This window comes from Cupriavidus sp. KB_39 (assembly GCF_052114485.1).
Classification (GTDB): Bacteria; Pseudomonadota; Gammaproteobacteria; order Burkholderiales; family Burkholderiaceae; genus Cupriavidus.
The window spans coordinates 74,190-91,021 of the sequence record NZ_JBFREV010000007.1; the positions used below are offsets into that span (position 1 = coordinate 74,190).

14 protein-coding genes and 1 pseudogene are annotated in these 16,832 nt (G+C 65.9%); 8 read left to right on the forward strand and 7 right to left on the reverse strand.

What is annotated here, in order from left to right; genetic code table 11:
- The first annotated feature begins 22 nt into the window (after positions 1-22).
- Both AB4Z27_RS07725 and purL read left to right on the forward strand, forming a co-directional pair.
- On the forward strand, positions 23-610 hold the full coding sequence (locus tag AB4Z27_RS07725; RefSeq protein WP_092293110.1) for a winged helix DNA-binding protein: 588 nt from the start codon (positions 23-25) through the stop codon (positions 608-610).
- Between the two features lie 228 nt (positions 611-838).
- Positions 839-4,885 (forward strand): phosphoribosylformylglycinamidine synthase, encoded by a 4,047-nt coding sequence (gene purL / locus AB4Z27_RS07730; RefSeq protein WP_441644179.1) that lies wholly within the window; start codon positions 839-841, stop codon positions 4,883-4,885.
- Positions 4,886-4,950: 65 nt separating this feature from the next.
- Here purL and AB4Z27_RS07735 read toward each other — a convergent pair.
- The 7 genes and pseudogenes from AB4Z27_RS07735 to AB4Z27_RS07765 all read right to left on the reverse strand — a co-directional run.
- Positions 4,951-5,208, reverse strand: a pseudogene (locus tag AB4Z27_RS07735) (aspartate/glutamate racemase family protein); the annotation flags it as partial.
- Positions 5,209-5,279: 71 nt separating this feature from the next.
- On the reverse strand, positions 5,280-5,600 hold the full coding sequence (locus AB4Z27_RS07740; RefSeq protein ID WP_092293114.1) for a hypothetical protein: 321 nt from the start codon (positions 5,598-5,600) through the stop codon (positions 5,280-5,282).
- Between the two features lie 186 nt (positions 5,601-5,786).
- Entirely contained in the window at positions 5,787-6,581 is a 795-nt protein-coding gene (locus AB4Z27_RS07745; RefSeq protein WP_092293117.1) for a peptidylprolyl isomerase, read from the reverse strand.
- A gap of 4 nt (positions 6,582-6,585) precedes the next feature.
- On the reverse strand, positions 6,586-6,900 hold the full coding sequence (locus AB4Z27_RS07750; RefSeq protein WP_092293119.1) for a BolA family protein: 315 nt from the start codon (positions 6,898-6,900) through the stop codon (positions 6,586-6,588).
- A gap of 28 nt (positions 6,901-6,928) precedes the next feature.
- Entirely contained in the window at positions 6,929-7,468 is a 540-nt protein-coding gene (locus tag AB4Z27_RS07755) for a septation protein A (RefSeq protein WP_092293121.1), read from the reverse strand.
- A 115-nt stretch (positions 7,469-7,583) separates the two neighbouring features.
- Positions 7,584-7,991 carry a peptide-methionine (R)-S-oxide reductase MsrB gene (msrB, locus tag AB4Z27_RS07760; protein WP_092293123.1) on the reverse strand — a complete coding sequence of 136 codons (408 nt, stop codon included), beginning with the start codon at positions 7,989-7,991 and terminating at the stop codon, positions 7,584-7,586.
- Positions 7,992-8,092: 101 nt separating this feature from the next.
- On the reverse strand, positions 8,093-9,649 hold the full coding sequence (locus tag AB4Z27_RS07765) for a protein adenylyltransferase SelO (protein WP_441644180.1): 1,557 nt from the start codon (positions 9,647-9,649) through the stop codon (positions 8,093-8,095).
- A gap of 293 nt (positions 9,650-9,942) precedes the next feature.
- Here AB4Z27_RS07765 and AB4Z27_RS07770 point away from each other — a divergent pair, with 293 nt between their 5' ends.
- From AB4Z27_RS07770 to AB4Z27_RS07795, 6 genes are all read left to right on the forward strand, one after another.
- A complete protein-coding gene (locus AB4Z27_RS07770) occupies positions 9,943-11,568 on the forward strand; it encodes a 3-(methylthio)propionyl-CoA ligase (protein WP_092293127.1) in 1,626 nt (541 codons plus the stop codon).
- A 123-nt stretch (positions 11,569-11,691) separates the two neighbouring features.
- Entirely contained in the window at positions 11,692-12,942 is a 1,251-nt protein-coding gene (locus AB4Z27_RS07775; protein ID WP_441644181.1) for a branched-chain amino acid ABC transporter substrate-binding protein, read from the forward strand.
- A 115-nt stretch (positions 12,943-13,057) separates the two neighbouring features.
- Positions 13,058-14,005 carry a branched-chain amino acid ABC transporter permease gene (locus tag AB4Z27_RS07780; RefSeq protein ID WP_092293131.1) on the forward strand — a complete coding sequence of 316 codons (948 nt, stop codon included), beginning with the start codon at positions 13,058-13,060 and terminating at the stop codon, positions 14,003-14,005.
- Between the two features lie 3 nt (positions 14,006-14,008).
- Complete coding sequence (locus AB4Z27_RS07785; RefSeq protein WP_092293132.1) at positions 14,009-15,322, forward strand: branched-chain amino acid ABC transporter permease; 1,314 nt, start codon at positions 14,009-14,011, stop codon at positions 15,320-15,322.
- Entirely contained in the window at positions 15,319-16,116 is a 798-nt protein-coding gene (locus AB4Z27_RS07790; protein WP_369823378.1) for an ABC transporter ATP-binding protein, read from the forward strand. Before AB4Z27_RS07785 ends, AB4Z27_RS07790 begins: the two co-directional genes overlap by 4 nt.
- Entirely contained in the window at positions 16,116-16,829 is a 714-nt protein-coding gene (locus AB4Z27_RS07795; RefSeq protein WP_092293134.1) for an ABC transporter ATP-binding protein, read from the forward strand. The genes AB4Z27_RS07790 and AB4Z27_RS07795 overlap by 1 nt, the downstream gene beginning before the upstream one ends.
- The last annotated feature ends 3 nt before the right edge of the window (positions 16,830-16,832 follow it).

The following is a 16,832-nucleotide window of genomic DNA, read 5'->3' on the forward strand; positions in this document are numbered from 1 at the left end:
TCTTCGAAGGGAGACCTGCTTCATGGCACGCAAGCCAGTCCAGGCCAGCGCGTCCGACGACGCGCCATCGGCCGCCGTCCGGCCTCCCGCCACGCTGGGCCGCGCCGCCGGCGTCAACATCGTCTCATCGTCGCACCTCGTCTCGGTGCGGAGCCCGGAATTGTCCGAGTTCGAGTTCGGCCTGAACACGGCCTACAACGCCTACAGCCGCTGGGTGGTGCGCTGCATGGGCGCGGCTGGCGTGCGCGACCTGACCTTCCTGGACGTGCTGGTGCTCCACCACGTCAATCACCGGGGCCGGGCCAAGCGGCTGGCCGATATCTGCTTCGTGCTGAATGTGGAAGACACCCACCTTGTCACCTACGCGCTGAAGAAGCTGGCAGGACTGGGGCTGGTCGCCGGCGAGCGGGTGGGCAAAGAGGCCACCTACGCCACCACGCAGGCCGGCGCCGAGGCCTGCGCCCGCTATCGCGAGATCCGCGAGCAGTGCCTGACCAGCAATTTCACCGAAGGTAGCGAGGAAAACATCGAGATTGGCGAACTTGCGCGCCTTTTGCGGGTGTTGACCGGCTTGTACGAGCAGGCGGCACGCTCGGCGACGTCGCTCTAAGCATCGGCTATCAATCAAGTGATTCATGRCGCACTAAAGCGGTGCGTCCGCWGCACTTGCCGGTGTCGCAGCCGATTTGGACGTCCATGTCCGCCTCCGTCCCATTGCGCAATGCAAAAAGCGGGCCCCGGCAAGGTACAATAGCGGTTTCCCGCCAGCCGGTTCCCCACTCAGCGGTGCCGGCGGCCGCCAGCCCCGACCTCCCTACGCCTCCCGACCGCTACGATCATGGCGCATTTCTCGTGCTTCCCCGGCGCTTTGGCGCTTTCCGCCTTCCGCCAGCAACGCCTGCTTGCCACGCTCAAACAGATCGATGCCGATATTGAATCGGTACATGGCCAGTTTCTGCATTTCGTCGATACCGACACCCCGCTTTCCGCCGAAGACCAGTCGCGCATTGCCGCGCTGTTGACCTACGGCACGCCGTTCACGGCCCAGACCGAGGGCGACCGCTTCGTGGTGATTCCGCGTTTCGGCACGATCTCGCCATGGGCCAGCAAGGCCACGGACATCGCGCATAACTGCGGGCTGTCCCACGTGCACCGCATCGAGCGTGGCGTGGAGATCACCGTGATCTGCAAGAAGGGCCTGCTGCGTGGCCGCAAGACGCTGGACGCCGACGTGCGTGCCGCCGTGGCCGCGCACCTGTTCGACCGCATGACCGAAACCGTGATCGCCTCGCGCGAGGACGCCGCTGGGCTGTTCCAGGAACTGCCGGCCAAGCCGCTGCGCTTCGTGGACATCGCCACCGGCCGCGCCGCGCTGGAGGAGGCCAACACGGCGATGGGTCTCGCGCTGTCCGAGGACGAGATCGACTATCTGCTCGACGCCTACGCCAAGCTCGGCCGCAACCCGACCGACGTGGAACTGATGATGTTCGCGCAGGCGAACAGCGAGCACTGCCGCCACAAGATCTTCAACGCCACGTGGACGATCGACGGCGTGAGCCAGGACAAGTCGCTGTTCGCGATGATCCGCAATACGCACCAGYTGAATCCGCAGGGCTCGATCGTCGCGTATTCGGACAACTCGGCCGTGATGGAAGGCGATATGGCCGAGCGCTGGTTCCCGCGCGGCGCGGACCAGCAGTACGGCCGCCACGAGGCGCTGACCCACACGCTGATGAAGGTGGAGACCCATAACCACCCGACCGCGATCTCGCCGTTCCCGGGTGCCTCCACCGGCGCCGGCGGTGAAATCCGCGACGAGGGCGCCACGGGCCGGGGCGCCAAGCCCAAGGCGGGCCTGACCGGCTTCACGGTGTCGAACCTGATGCTGCCGGACGCCATCGAGGCCTGGGAAAACGCCCGCGATGCCGCCCAGCCGGTGGCCCATCGCAATCCGGACGACAAGGCTGGCGTGACCGGCAAGCCGGACCGCATCGCCTCGCCGCTCCAGATCATGATCGAGGGCCCGCTCGGCGGCGCCGCGTTCAACAACGAATTCGGCCGCGCCAACCTGGGCGGCTACTTCCGCGTCTACGAGCAGAACGTGGCCGGCACGGTGCGCGGCTATCACAAGCCGATCATGATTGCCGGCGGCATCGGCAATATCGACGCGGGCCATACCCACAAGGACCCGCTGCCGGCCGGCACGCTGCTGATTCAGCTCGGCGGCCCAGGCATGCGCATCGGCATGGGCGGCGGCGCCGCCAGCTCGATGGCCACCGGTACCAACACGGCCGACCTCGATTTCGACTCGGTGCAGCGTGGCAACCCCGAGATGGAACGCCGCGCGCAGGAAGTCATCAACGCCTGCTGGCAGCTTGGCGACGACAACCCGATCCTGTCGATCCACGATGTGGGCGCGGGCGGTATCTCGAACGCCTTCCCGGAGCTCGTGGACGGCGCTGGCCGTGGCGCGCGCTTCGACCTGCGTCAGGTGCACCTGGAGGAGTCGGGCCTGTCGCCGGCGGAAATCTGGTGCAATGARTCGCAGGAGCGCTATGTCATGGCGATTGCGCCGGACAGCTTCCCGCGTTTCCAGGCCATGTGCGAGCGTGAGCGCGCCCCGTTTGCCGTCGTCGGCGTGGCCACCGAGGAGCAGCAGCTGCAACTGGTGGACGCCCACGTGGACGCCGCGCTCAAGGAGCACTTCACGGTAGACATGCCGATGGACGTGCTGCTGGGCAAGCCGCCGCGCATGCACCGCGACGTGACCCGCGTGACCAAGGAACTGCCGCCGGTGGACGTGACCGGCATCGCGCTGGAGCAGGCGGTGCGCGACGTGCTGCGCCACCCCACCGTGGCCAGCAAGTCGTTCCTGATCACCATCGGTGACCGTACCGTGGGCGGCATGAACGCGCGCGACCAGATGGTCGGCCCGTGGCAGGTGCCGGTGGCCGATGTGGCCGTGACCACGCTCGACTACAAGGGCCGCGCTGGCGAGGCGATGACCATGGGCGAGCGCACGCCGCTGGCCGTGATCGACGCACCGGCCTCCGGCCGCATGGCGATTGGCGAGGCGCTGACGAACCTGGCGGCCGCACCGGTCAAGGACCTCGGCAAGGTGAAGCTGTCGGCCAACTGGATGGCCGCCTGCGGCGTGGCGGGCGAGGATGCCAAGCTGTACGACACCGTGCATGCCGTTGGCATGGAACTGTGCCCGGCGCTGGGCATCAGCATTCCGGTCGGCAAGGATTCGCTGTCCATGCGCACCAAGTGGCAGGACGCCGACGGCGACAAGGAAGTCGTGGCACCCGTGTCGCTGATCATCTCGGCGTTTGCCGCCGTGGATGACGTCGACAATACCCTGACGCCGCAGCTTCGCACGGACCAGGGTGACAGCGTACTGATCGCCATCGACCTGGGCCGCGGCAAGAACCGCATGGGCGGCAGCATCCTGGCGCAGGTGACGCAGCAGGTGGGCGACCGCGCGCCGGACGTCGACAACGCCGACGACCTGAAGAACTTCTTCAACGTGATCCAGCGCCTGAACCGTGAAGGCAAGCTGCTGGCCTACCACGACCGCTCGGACGGTGGCTTCATGGCTGCCGTGGCGGAAATGGCGTTCGCGGGTCACTGCGGCGTGTCCCTGAACGTGGACATGCTCGCGCTCGACCCGACGCAGGAACAGGACTATGGCGATGCCAAGAACTGGGCCCAGCAGGTGGCGGAGCGCCGCAACGAGCAGACGCTGCGCGCGCTGTTCTCCGAGGAACTGGGCGCCGTGATCCAGGTGCGACTCGACGAGCGCGACGCGGTGTTCGGCGTGCTCCGCGAAGCCGGCCTGTCGGCCTGCAGCCACGTGATCGGCAAGCCGAATGCGACCGATCAGCTCGAGGTGTACCGCGACGCCAAGAAGGTGTTCGGCGCTGCCCGTGCCGAACTCCAGCGCAACTGGTCGGAAGTCAGCTGGCGCATCGCGCGCCTGCGCGACAACCCGGCCTGCGCGGACAGCGAGTACCAGCTGCTCCAGGACGATACGGACCCTGGCATCAGCCCGGTGCTGACGTTCGACCCGGCCGAGGACATCGCCGCGCCGTTCATCGCCACCGGCAGCCGTCCGCGCGTGGCCATCCTGCGTGAGCAGGGCGTCAACTCGCACCTCGAAATGGCATACAGCATGGACCGCGCCGGTTTCGATACGCACGACGTCCATATGAGTGACCTGATCGCCGGCCGGGCAAGCCTGGCCGACTTCAAGGGCTTCGTGGCGTGCGGCGGCTTCAGCTATGGCGACGTGCTGGGTGCCGGCGAAGGCTGGGCCAAGACCATCCTGTTCAACGCGCAGATGGCCGAGCAGTTCGCGGCCTTCTTCAACCGCCAGGACACCTTCGCGCTCGGCGTTTGCAACGGTTGCCAGATGCTGAGCAACCTCGCCCCGATCATCCCGGGCGCCAATGCCTGGCCGAAGTTCACGCGTAACCAGTCGGAACAGTACGAAGCGCGCTTCGTGACCGTGCAGGTCGAGCAGTCCTCGTCGATCTTCTTCGCCGGCATGGAAGGCAGCCGCATTCCGATCGTCGTGGCACACGGCGAAGGGTTTGCCGACTTCTCGCAGCAGGGTGATATCCATGCCGCCAAGGTGGCGCTGCGCTTCGTCGACAACAAGGGCGCGGTGACGCAGGCCTATCCGCTGAACCCGAACGGCTCGCCGGACGGTATCACCTCGGTCACGACCGTGGACGGCCGCTTTACGGCCCTGATGCCCCACCCGGAGCGCGTGTTCCGTGCAGCCACCATGAGCTGGGCCCCGGACGCCTGGAAGCAGGCCACGGACGGCGGCAGCCCGTGGATGCGCATGTTCCGCAACGCACGGAAGTGGGTCGGTTGATCGCTGCAAGGCGCTAGCCGGCCGGAAATCCCAGAAAAGCCCGCGCAAGCGGGCTTTTCTTTTGCTCATTTGCCATGCGCAAGCCCCCAGTCTCCGCGCTTGCTGGTGGAGAGCCGCAGCGAGACAAGCGCCTCGGCCATCTTGACGGCGCAGGACACGCCGTCGATGACCGGCGCGCCAATCGCGTCGGAGATCTCGTCGCACAGGTCGGTCATGCCCGCGCAGCCCAGGACGATGCAGTCGCTCTGGTCCTCGGCCAGCGCCTCGCGGCAGGCTTCAGTGATGATGTGGCGCGCATCCGAGCCCGGCCGCTCCAGTTCCAGCCTGGCCGAGAAATCGTCGGGTCAGGGGTGATGCCAGAGATACTTGAAGCCGAGGTCGGGGGGAAGCGAGGTCAGGCCCTCGCGGGGTTCAAGGTGGGGTCGATGGGCGCCGTGTCTGCCTGGAGCCGGGCGCTCCAGGGCAGGTAGCGCGAGTACAGCAGGCGCATGCGGTCGGCGTCGGGCGGCACGGGCAGCTCGCCGTGCATCTCCATATAGGCGATCGTGGCCTGGAGCAGCTTGGTCTGTGCGTAGCGGTCGCGCTCGGGCAGGTGGGGGTGGAGATGGCGCCAGCGCATGCCCGTGCAATCGATATGGGGCATGCCCAGCGCGCAATAGACGATGCCGCGCGAGTAGAGGTGCCACAGGTGCCAGTAGCCGCTTGTCACGCCCATGCTTGCGATGCGCTCCCAGGATGCCGGATGCCGGTCCGGAACAGCCCGGCGGCCCGTGGGAAACATCTTACCGAGCGCACTGTGCCGGGGGAATGTCGAAATCTCGCCAAAGTGTGCGCCAGCGCGCCCGGAAAACAAAAACCGGCGCCTGGGCGCCGGTTTCGGTATCGGGAAACGCCGGGATCCTTACTGGATCTTGGCCTTTTCCTTGATCGACTTCATCATCGCCTGGAACTGCTCGCGCTGCCAGGCCTGGTCGCCCATCAGCATCTGTTGCAGCTGCGGCTTCACTTCCTCGAACGACGGGATCTTGGCGTCGCGCGTGTCCACCAGTTCGATGATGTGCCAGCCAAACTGGGTCTTGACCGGCGTTTCGGTCATCTGGCCCTTCTTCAGGCCGGTCATCGCGGCCGAGAACTCGGGCACGTAGCTGGTGCTGTTGGCCCAGTCCAGGTCGCCGCCGTTGACAGCCGAGCCGGTGTCCTTCGACGAAGCCTTGGCCACGTCCTCGAACTTGGCGCCGCCCTTGATCTTGGCGATGATCGCCTTGGCGTCGGCTTCCTTCTCCACCAGGATGTGGCGGGCGTGGTATTCCTTGCCGTTGCCGAACTGCGCCTTGATCTTGTCGTACTGCTTGCGCAGTTCGTCGTCGTTGGCGCCGTTGGTGCGCACGTAGTCCTCGAACACCGCGCCGGCCAGCACGTTGAGCTTGGCCTGCTCGAGTTGCTCCTGCACGTCGTCGCGCTGGGTGATGCCGCGCTTGTTGGCTTCCTGCAGCAGCAGTTCCCGGTCGATCAGCATGGTGCGGGCCCGGTCGCGCAGCTCGGGGCTGGCGGGCTGGCCGGTGCCGGCGATCAGCTTGTCCAGCTTGGCCGAGGGGATGGGCTTGCCATTCACAACGGCGGCGTTCTGGGCGATTGCGGGCAGGCTGCCAGCAGCAAGCACAGCCGCCAGGCTGAACGAGAGGACGGTGGTCTTCATGGAATCAGGTCTGAGAGTTGCGGGTAGCGTCGCGTGAAGCTTCGCGGGATTGATATTCTTGGTCGGTGTAGGCGCTGACGGCCAGCGCATGAATCTGCGCCGGGAACAGGGCGCGCAGCGCATCATACACCATGCGATGGCGGGCAACCCGCGAGTGGCCCGCAAACAACTCGCTGACGATCAGCACATCGTAATGGCCTCCGCCCGAGGCTGCGCCGGCATGGCCGGCATGGGCCGCGCTGTCGTCGCGCACGGTCAGGCGGGAGGGGTCGAGGGCCGCACGCAGCAGCGTCTCGATGGTGGCGGGGTCTGCAGCCATCCGGGTTCCTTGTAGCGTGGCGTCCGGCTTACTCGGACGGGGTTTCCTGGATATGGCGCGACATCCAGATGCTCTGCAGCACGATGAACACCAGCATCAGCCCCATGCTGCCGAACAGCTTGAAGTTGACCCAGGTATCCGTGGAGAACGTGTATGCCACGTAGAGGTTCAGCAGGCCCATGGCGGCGAAGAAGCCCGCCCAGGCGGCATTCAGGCGGCCCCACATCGCGTCCGGCAGGGTGACCTGCTTTTCCATCATGGCCCGCACCAGGTTCTTGCGCCAGCCGATGACAGAGCCCACCAGCGTCACCGCGAACAGCCAGTAGAGCACCGTCGGCTTCCACTTGATGAAGGTCTCGTTGTGCAACAGGATCGTTGCACCGCCAAACACGCCAATGATCAGCAGGCTGACCCATTGCATCGGCTCCACCTTTCCATGGCGGATGCGCACCCAGGCAATCTGGAGCACCGTGGCAATCATCGCGACGGCCGTGGCCGGATAGATGCCGAACAGCTTGAAGGCGATGAAGAACAGGATGACCGGAAACAGGTCGAAAAGAAATTTCATGCGGACGATTGTTGATTGGCGGGCTTGCCGAGCGCAGAGGCCCGCGGCCGCGCCATTGTACTTGGGGAATGGCGCGCGGCGGGCATCCGAAGCAACGATTACATCACTCGATGAATCACCCGCGATCGGAAGGATCCCGATCGTCGAATTTTAGCGCAGCCGAGTTGATGCAATAGCGCAGGCCGGTGGGGGCCGGGCCGTCCTCGAACACGTGGCCCAGGTGGCTGCCGCATTCCTTGCAGCGCACTTCCACGCGGGTCATGCCGTGGGTGTGGTCCGTGTGCTCGTCGATTACCTCGCCGTTGATTGGCTTGAAATAGCTGGGCCAGCCGCAGCCGGCGTCGAACTTCGTGGCCGATTCGAACAGCGGCGTGCCGCACCCCACGCAGTGGTAGATGCCCTGGTTCCAGTGGTCCCAGTAGCGGCCCGTGAACGGGCGCTCGGTGGCGGCTTCGCGCGCGACGCGGTACTCGATGTCGGAAAGTTGCTCACGCCATTCGGCGTCGGTTTTCTTGGTGGTCATCTTGCGTCCTTCTCATTAGGCGGTGGCGCGGGGCCCCAGTCTTGCTTGGTCGGACTCGCGCSGCAATCCTTACAGATTCAGAAATTCACGTTATGTCGATGTCACGACGAGCAACTGACTTCGAGCCCGGACGCCCAGTCCGGCGGCAGGGCGGCATAGGCTTCCGACTCGGGTTGCTCGTCGAATGGCCGGGACAGCACGGCCAGCAGCCGGTCTACCTCGGAGAAATCCTTGTCGCGCGCGGCGCGGATCGCGGTTTCTGCGAGGTGGTTGCGCAGGATGTACTTYGGGTTCACGGCGAGCATGCCGGCGGCGCGCGTAGCGTCGTCGGACTGCTCGGCCTGCAGCCGGGCGCGGTATTCGGCCGCCCAGGCGTCCCAGGCGGCGCGGTCCAGGAACAGGTCGCGCACCGGGGTGTCGGCGTTCGCATCCTTCCCCGAGATGCGGGCGAGGTTGCGCCAGAACAAGGTGTAGTCCACGCGGTTGGCGTGCAGTACCCGGAACAGGTTGGTCAGCAGCGCCTCGTCCTCGTTTTCCTGCCCGCCCAGCGGGCGCAGGCCCAGCTTGGCGCGATAGTGGCGGAAGAAGGCGGCGGCGTAGCGGTCGCGGAACGGGTCGAGCGCCTCGCGCGCGGCGGCCACTGCAGCTTCCTTCGCTGCTTCCTTGGCGGCCTCGGGATCGGCTGCATCGGCCGCATCGGTATCGCGCCAGAGCGGGAGCAGCGCCTGCGCCAGGCAATGCAGGTTCCAGAACGCCACCTGGGGCTGCTGGCTGTAGGCGTAGCGGCCCTGCTGGTCGGAATGGTTGCAAATATGGTTGGCGTCGAAGGCGTCCAGGAAGCCGAACGGACCGTAGTCGATGGTCAGGCCCAGGATCGACATATTGTCCGTGTTCATCACCCCGTGGCAGAAGCCGACGGCCTGCCAGTGCGCCACCATGTCCGCAGTGCGCAGCGAGACCTCGCGCAGCAGCGCCTGGTAGGGGTTGCCGCCGGCGTCGCGGCAGGCGGGGTAGAAGCGGTCGATGACGAAATCGGCCAGCTCGCGCAGCGCGGCATGGTCCTCGCGCGCGGCGAAGTGTTCGAAATGGCCGAAGCGGATAAAGCTCGGCGCCAGGCGCGTGACCACGGCGGCGGTCTCGATGGTCTCGCGGCGCACCGGAGCGTCCGAGCCGACGATGGCCAGCGCCCGCGTCGTCGGCACGCCCAGCGCGTACATGGCCTCGGAGCACAGGTATTCGCGGATCGACGAGCGCAGCACCGCGCGGCCATCGGCCATGCGCGAGTAGGGCGTCAGGCCGCCCCCCTTGAGCTGGATTTCCCACGGGCCGTCGTCGCGCTCGGCCTCGGCGAGGCGGATGGCACGGCCATCGCCCAGTTGCCCGGCCCAGACGCCGAACTGGTGGCCCGAGTAGACCGTGGCCAGCGGGTCGGCCCAGTCAGGCACGCGGTTGCCGATAAAGGTGTCGAGGAAGTCCGGCTGGCTGGCTTCGGCGCCGATCGTCTGCGGGTTCCAGCCCAGCAGCGCGGCGGCAGCCGGGGCCACGCTGACCAGGTAGGGCGAGGGCAGCGGCGTGGGCTGCAGGCGCGTGAAGAAGCGCTCGCCCAGCGCGGCAAAGCCGGGCGCGGTGCGGAACGGTACGGGGGACTCAGGGGGCATCGACGTCCTGCTTTGCGATCTGCGGAGGTGAATAGGGGGTGCCGAAGTGCGCTTGCAGGCTAGGGGAAAACGACATATTGAGACGCATCAGGGCACGCAGTATTGTACTTGCACCGGTTTTCCCCTGTCGGCCGAGGGGGTGTCCACCGGGGCGCCATGCCTTATCGATAGCGGACATCAATCTCGTGCATGACGTGGACGCGCATGCGGCGAGGAGCACGGGAACATTCCGCCAAAAATAAGCACGGTTGTTCGTTTTTCTCTGCCGACCACGACAAGACTGGAGACATTCCATGGCATTGATGGGTCAAATGATGAGCGCGCCGCTGCTCATTTCYTCCATCATCAAGCACGCTGCGCGGTATTACGCCAGCACAGAAATCGTCTCGCGGCGGACCGAGGGCGACCTCCACCGCTACACCTACCGCGATTGCGAACTGCGGGCCCGCAAGGTGGCCCAGGCCCTTGGCGCGCTCGGCGTGCAGCAGGGCGAGCGGGTCGGCACGCTGGCGTGGAACGGCTATCGCCACCTGGAGATCTACTACGGCGTCTCCGGCATGGGCGCCGTCTGCCACACCATCAATCCCCGGCTGTTCCCGGAACAGATCGCCTATATCGTCAATCACGCCGAAGACCGCTACGTGTTCTTCGACGCCACCTTCCTGCCGTTGGTGGAAGGCGTGGCGCCGCACTGCCCGAACGTGAAGGGCTGGGTGATGATGACCGACCGCGCCCACATGCCGGCCGACGCCAAGGTGCCGCTGCTCTGCTACGAGGACCTGATCGACGCGCAGGATGGCGACTACACCTGGCCGGAATTCGACGAAAACCTGGCCTCCAGCCTCTGCTACACCTCGGGCACCACCGGCAATCCGAAGGGCGCGCTGTATTCGCACCGGTCCACGGTGCTGCACTCGTATGCGTCCGCGCTGCCCGATGCGCTCGGCTGCTCCGCGCGGGACGTGATCCTGCCCGTCGTGCCGATGTTCCACGTCAACGCCTGGGGCCTGCCGTACTCGGTGCCGCTGGTCGGCGCCAAGCTGGTGCTGCCGGGGGCCAAGCTGGACGGCCCCTCGCTCTACGAACTGTTCGAACAGGAAAAGGTGACCTTTTCCGCTGGCGTGCCGACGGTCTGGCTCGGTTTGCTCCAGCATGTCAATGCGAACAATCTGAAATTCTCGACGTTCCGTCGCACCGTGATCGGCGGTTCGGCGGCGCCGCCGGCCATGATCCGCGCGCTCGAGGCGCTGGACGTGGAGGTGATCCACGCCTGGGGCATGACCGAGATGTCGCCGCTGGGCACCTCGTGCAAGCTGCTGGCCCGCCATGAGGACCTCCCCGAGGACGCGCGCCACAAGATCCTGGAGAAGCAGGGCCGGGTGATCTATGGCGTCGACATGAAGATCGTCGATGGCGAAGGCGCCGAGCTGCCGTGGGACGGCAAGGCCTTCGGCGACCTGTATGTGCGCGGCCCGTGGGTGATTTCCACCTACTTCCGCAACGACAACACGCCGCTGGTCGATGGCTGGTTCCCCACMGGGGACGTGGCGACCATCGACGAAGAGGGCTACATGCAGATCACGGACCGCAGCAAGGACGTGATCAAGTCCGGCGGCGAGTGGATTTCGTCCATCGACGTCGAGAACGTGGCTGCCGCCCACCCGGCGGTGCATATGGCCGCGTGCATCTCCGCCTATCACCCCAAGTGGGACGAGCGCCCGCTGCTGGTGGTGGTCAGGCGGCCCGGCATGGACATCACGCGCGAAGCGCTGCTGGCCTTCTTCGAGGGCAAGGTCGCCAAGTGGTGGATCCCGGACGACGTGGCGTTCGTCACCGAGATGCCGCTGACGGCCACCGGCAAGATGCAGAAGCTCAAGCTGCGCGAGCAGTTCAAGGATTACAAGCTGCCAACCGCCTGAGTCAACCGGCGTAGACCGGGGCCGGGTGCAATTCCCATCCATAACAGGCAGCAACAGGCAGGCGGCAACCCCGCCCGCGGCGGTGCCAATCGCCATTCGATAACGAGAGTGAAGGAGACAGGTATGACGAAGATGCGTCCGCTGGTGGCTGGTGTGGCGGTATTTGCGGCACTGGGTTCCACGCTGGTGTCGGGCATGGCGGGGGCGGAGACGGTGAAGATTGCCTTCATCGATCCGCTGTCGGGGCTGATGGCCCCGGTGGGACAGAACCAGCTCAAGAGCTGGCAATACGTGGCCGAGGTGGCCAACCAGAAGAACTGGGCCGGCGCGCACAAGTTCGAGGTGGTGGGGTTTGACAACAAGCTGTCGCCGCAGGAAAGCCTGACCATCCTGAAGCAGGCCGTGGACCAGAACATCCGCTATATCGTGCAGGGCAACGGCTCCTCGGTGGGGCTGGCGCTCGAAGACGCGGTGGCCAAGCACAACGAGCGCAATCCGGGCAAGGAAATCGTCTACCTGAACTACGCGGCGGTTGACCCGGACATGACCAACAGCAAGTGCAACTACTGGCACTTCCGGCTGGACGCCAACTCGGACATGAAGATGGAGGCGCTGACCACCTTCCTGGCCAAGGACCAGAACGTCAAGAAGGTCTACCTGATCAACCAGAACTACTCGTTCGGCCACCAGGTGACGCGCGCCGCCAAGGACTACCTGAAGCGCAAACGTCCGGACATCCAGATCGTGGGCGAGGATCTGCACCCGCTGGCGCAGGTCAAGGACTTCGCGCCGTATGCGGCCAAGATCAAGGCGTCGGGCGCCGACACGGTCATCACCGGCAACTGGGGCAGCGACCTGGCCCTGCTGATCAAGGCCGGCAAGGACGCCGGGCTGACCACGAACTACTACACCTACTATGCCGGCACCACGGGCGTGGCAACGGCCATGGGCGCTGCCGGCGCCGAGCGGGTCAAGTACGTGGGCTACTACAACCCGAACAACAAGGGGTTCAAGGGCTCGGACATCATCGAGGGCTTCAAGAAGAAGTACAACGACGATTTCTACGTGATGGCGTCGTACACGGGCATCGCCATGCTGAGCCAGGCCATGAAGAAGGCCAACTCCACCGATCCGGTGAAGGTGGCCCACGCGCTGGAGGGGCTCAAGGTGGAGAGCATGAACGGCACCGTGGAAATGCGTAACACCGACCACCAGGCGCAGCAGYCGCTCGTGGTGGCCACGTGGACCAAGGTGGACGGCAAGGAAGTCAAGTACGACGCCGAGAACACCGGCTACGGCTGGAAGACGAACGCGGAGCTCGACCAGTTCGTGGCCGCCCAGCCCACGTCCTGCCAGATGAAGCGCCCGGGCTGATCCGGCCGCGACCGGCATCTGAGCGATCCGGGGCCGGACGGGTTTCCGTCTGCCCCGGATCGGCGGACAATCACGCTTTTGCCCTGGGCGCCACACGTCCACCGAAGGACCCGCCGTGGAATTTTTCGTCATTTCGCTATTGAACGGCATCAGCTACGGGCTGCTGCTGTTCATGCTGTCATCGGGGCTCACGCTCATCTTCAGCATGATGGGCGTGCTCAATTTCGCGCATGCCAGCTTCTATATGCTGGGCGCCTACTTTGCCTACACCATCGCCAGCAAGATCGGCTTCTGGCCGGCGCTGATCCTGGCCCCGCTGCTGGTGGCCGGAGCCGGCGCGCTGGTCGAGCGCTTCGGGCTGCGCACCGTGCACAAGTTCGGTCACGTCGCCGAATTGCTATTCACCTTCGGCCTGGCCTACCTGATCGAGGAAGGCGTGAAGCTGGTCTGGGGACTGGCCGCGGTGCCGTACCGGATTCCGCCGGAACTGGACGGGCCGCTGTTCACGGTGTTCACCTCGTCCTTCCCCACCTACCGGGCGTTCATGATGCTGGTCTCGCTCGGCATGCTGGTGGCGATCTACCTCGTGCTGACCCGCACCCGCATCGGGCTGGTGATCCAGGCCGCGCTGACGCACCCGGAAATGGTCGAGGCCCTCGGCCACAACGTGCCGCGCGTGTTCATGATGGTCTTCGGCGGCGGCGCCGCGCTGGCGGGGCTGGCGGGGGTGATCGGCGGCAATGCCTTCGTGACCGAGCCGTCGATGGCGGCGGCGGTGGGCTCCATCGTCTTCGTGGTGGCTGTGGTGGGCGGCATGGGGTCGCTGGTGGGGGCGTTCATCGCCTCGATYCTGATTGGCGTGCTGCAAACCTTCGCGGTGACGATCGACGCCTCGCTGGCSGGCCTGTTCGGCAGCCTGGGGCTCAACGTCAGCGACGCCACGCCACTGAGTTCGGTCTGGAAGCTCACGGTGGCCCAGGTGGCGCCCGTGATGCCGTACCTGCTGCTCGTGGTGATGCTGATTTTCCGCCCGCGCGGGCTCATGGGCACCCGGGAGAGTTGAGCGATGGAGACCACGACCATGCAACAGACTCCCAACGCGGTGGTCACCGGCCGCACCATGCGCTACCGCCCGCTCAACCTCGCCCGCTGGATCATCTGGGGCGCCACGGCGCTGCTGATGCTGGTGATGCCGATGATCTTCACGGGCGGCTTCGCCGTGACGCTGATGTCCCAGATGGGCATCATGATTATCTTCGCGCTGTCGTACAACATGCTGCTCGGGCAGACCGGCATGCTGTCCTTCGGCCATGCGGTCTACGCGGGCCTCGGCGCGTTCATCGCCGTGCATGTGCTGAACATGATCGGTGCCGGCAAGGTCTGGCTGCCGGTGTCGATGCTGCCGCTGGTGGGCGGGCTGGCCGGCGCGTTCTTCGGCGTGCTGTTCGGCTACGTGACGACCAAGAAGTCCGGCACGACCTTYGCCATGATCACCATGGGCATCGGTGAGATGGTGTTCGCCAGCTCCCTGATGTTCCCGGACTTCTTCGGCGGCGAGGGCGGCATTTCCACGAACCGGGTGGTCGGCGATCCCTTCCTGGGCATCACCTTTGGCCCGGGCCGGCAGGTCTATTACCTGATTGCCCTCTGGTGCCTGGCGTCCATGGTGGCGATGTACGCCTGGACCCAGACGCCGCTCGGCCGCATCGCCAACGCCGTGCGCGACAACCCGGAGCGCGTCGAATTCATCGGCTACAACACCCAGCGCGTCCGCTTCCTCGTAGTGATTCTTTCGGCATTTTTCGCGGGTATCGCCGGGGCCTTGTCGGCGATCAACTTCGAGATCGTCTCCGCCGAGAACGTCAGCGCGGTGCGCTCGGGCGGCGTGCTGCTGGCGGCCTTCATCGGCGGTGCGGGGGTGTTCTTCGGTCCGGTGATCGGCGCCGTGGTCTTCGTACTGTTCGCGGTGGCGCTGTCGGACCTGACCAAGGCCTGGCTGCTCTATCTCGGCCTGTTCTTCGTGATGATGGTGATGTTCGTGCCGGGCGGCATCGCCAGCCTGCTGCTGATGCAGATGCCGCTGCTGGCGAAGAAGCGCTTCGGGCGGATGCTGCCCAGCTACGGCCAGGCGGCCGTGGCCGGCCTGGTGCTGCTGGCGGCGCTGATCCTGACCGTGGAGCTGGTCTACAAGGTGCAGGTGGATAGCGCCAACGGCACGGCGATGCGGCTGTTCGGCGTGGCGTTCGACGCCGGCACGGTGGCCCCGTGGATCTTCGCGGCGGCGCTCTGGGCCGTGGGCTACGTGGCGTGGCGCTGGGCGGGGGGCCGCGTGCGCGCCGAACTCGACAAGATCCAGGCGGAATTCGGAGGTCAGGCATGACGGCGGCCATGACAGGCGGGGGCACGCCCGCGCTGGAACTCATCGATGTGCGCAAGAAGTTCGGCCAGACCGAGATCATCCGTGGCGTGACGCTGGCCATCGGCAAGGGAGAGCGCCACGCGATGATCGGGCCGAACGGGGCGGGCAAGTCCACCACGTTCAACCTGATCTCGGGGCGGTTTGCGCCTAGCTCGGGCACGGTCAGGCTGAACGGCCAGCCCATCAGCGGGCTGCGGCCGTTCGAGATCAACCGGATGGGGCTCTCACGCAGCTTCCAGATCACCAATATCTTCCACCGGCTGTCCGTGTTCGAGAACCTGCGCTGCGCGGTGCTGTGGTCGCTCGGCTACAAGTATTCGTTCTGGCACCGGCTCTCCGAACTGCGCGACGCCCGCGAGCGGGCAGACGAGGTGCTGGAGCTGATCGGCATGCAGCATCGGCGCAATTCGCAGGCCGGGCTGCTGACCTATGCCGAGCAGCGCGCGCTGGAGATCGGCATCACCATCGCGGGCGGCGCCGAGGTGATCCTGCTGGACGAGCCCACGGCCGGCATGAGCCGGTCGGAATCGGACCACGCGGTCGAACTGATCCGCAAGGTCACGGTCGGCAAGACGCTGGTGATGGTGGAGCACGACATGAGCGTGGTCTTCGGCCTGGCGGACCGGATCTCGGTGCTGGTCTACGGCGAGGTCATCGCCACGGACACCCCCGAGGCCATCCGCAACAACCGCAAGGTCAAGGAAGCCTACCTGGGCACGAGCCTCGACGAACCCGTGCCGGAAGGAGCGCACTGATGGGCAAGCGGATGCTGGACGTTACCGGGCTGCACGCCTATTACGGCAAGAGCCACATCCTGCACGGCGTGGACGCCCATATCGACGAGGGCGAGATCGTGGCGCTGCTGGGCCGCAACGGGGTGGGACGCTCGACCATGGCCAAGGCGATCCTCGGCATGGTCAAGGCCGAGGGGTCCGTGCGCTTCCGCGACGAGGAAATCCTGGGCCGCCGCACGTTCGAGATCGCCCATGCGGGCATCGGCTATGTGCCGGAGAACCGCGACATCTTCCCAAGCCTGACCGTGCGCCAGAACCTGCTGCTGGGCGAGAAGCGCAACCCGCGCCAGTCATCGCCGCGCTGGTCGGTGGACGATATGTATCAAATGTTCCCAAGGCTGAAGGAGCGCGAGAACACGTCAGCCGGCGTGCTCTCGGGCGGCGAACAGCAGATGCTGACGCTGTGCCGCACCCTGATGGGCGACCCCGACCTGATCCTGATCGACGAACCCACCGAAGGCCTCGCGCCCATGATCGTGGCGCTGGTCGGCGATTTCCTGAAGACGCTGAAGGAGCGCGGCGTGTCGGTGCTGCTGATCGAACAGAAACTGGCGATCGCGCTCGATATCTCCCAACGGGTGTACGTCATGGGCCACGGCCACATCGTGTTCGAGGGCACGCCGACCGAACTGAAGGCGAATGGACAGGTGCGGAAGGAGTGGCTGGAGGTTTGAGGG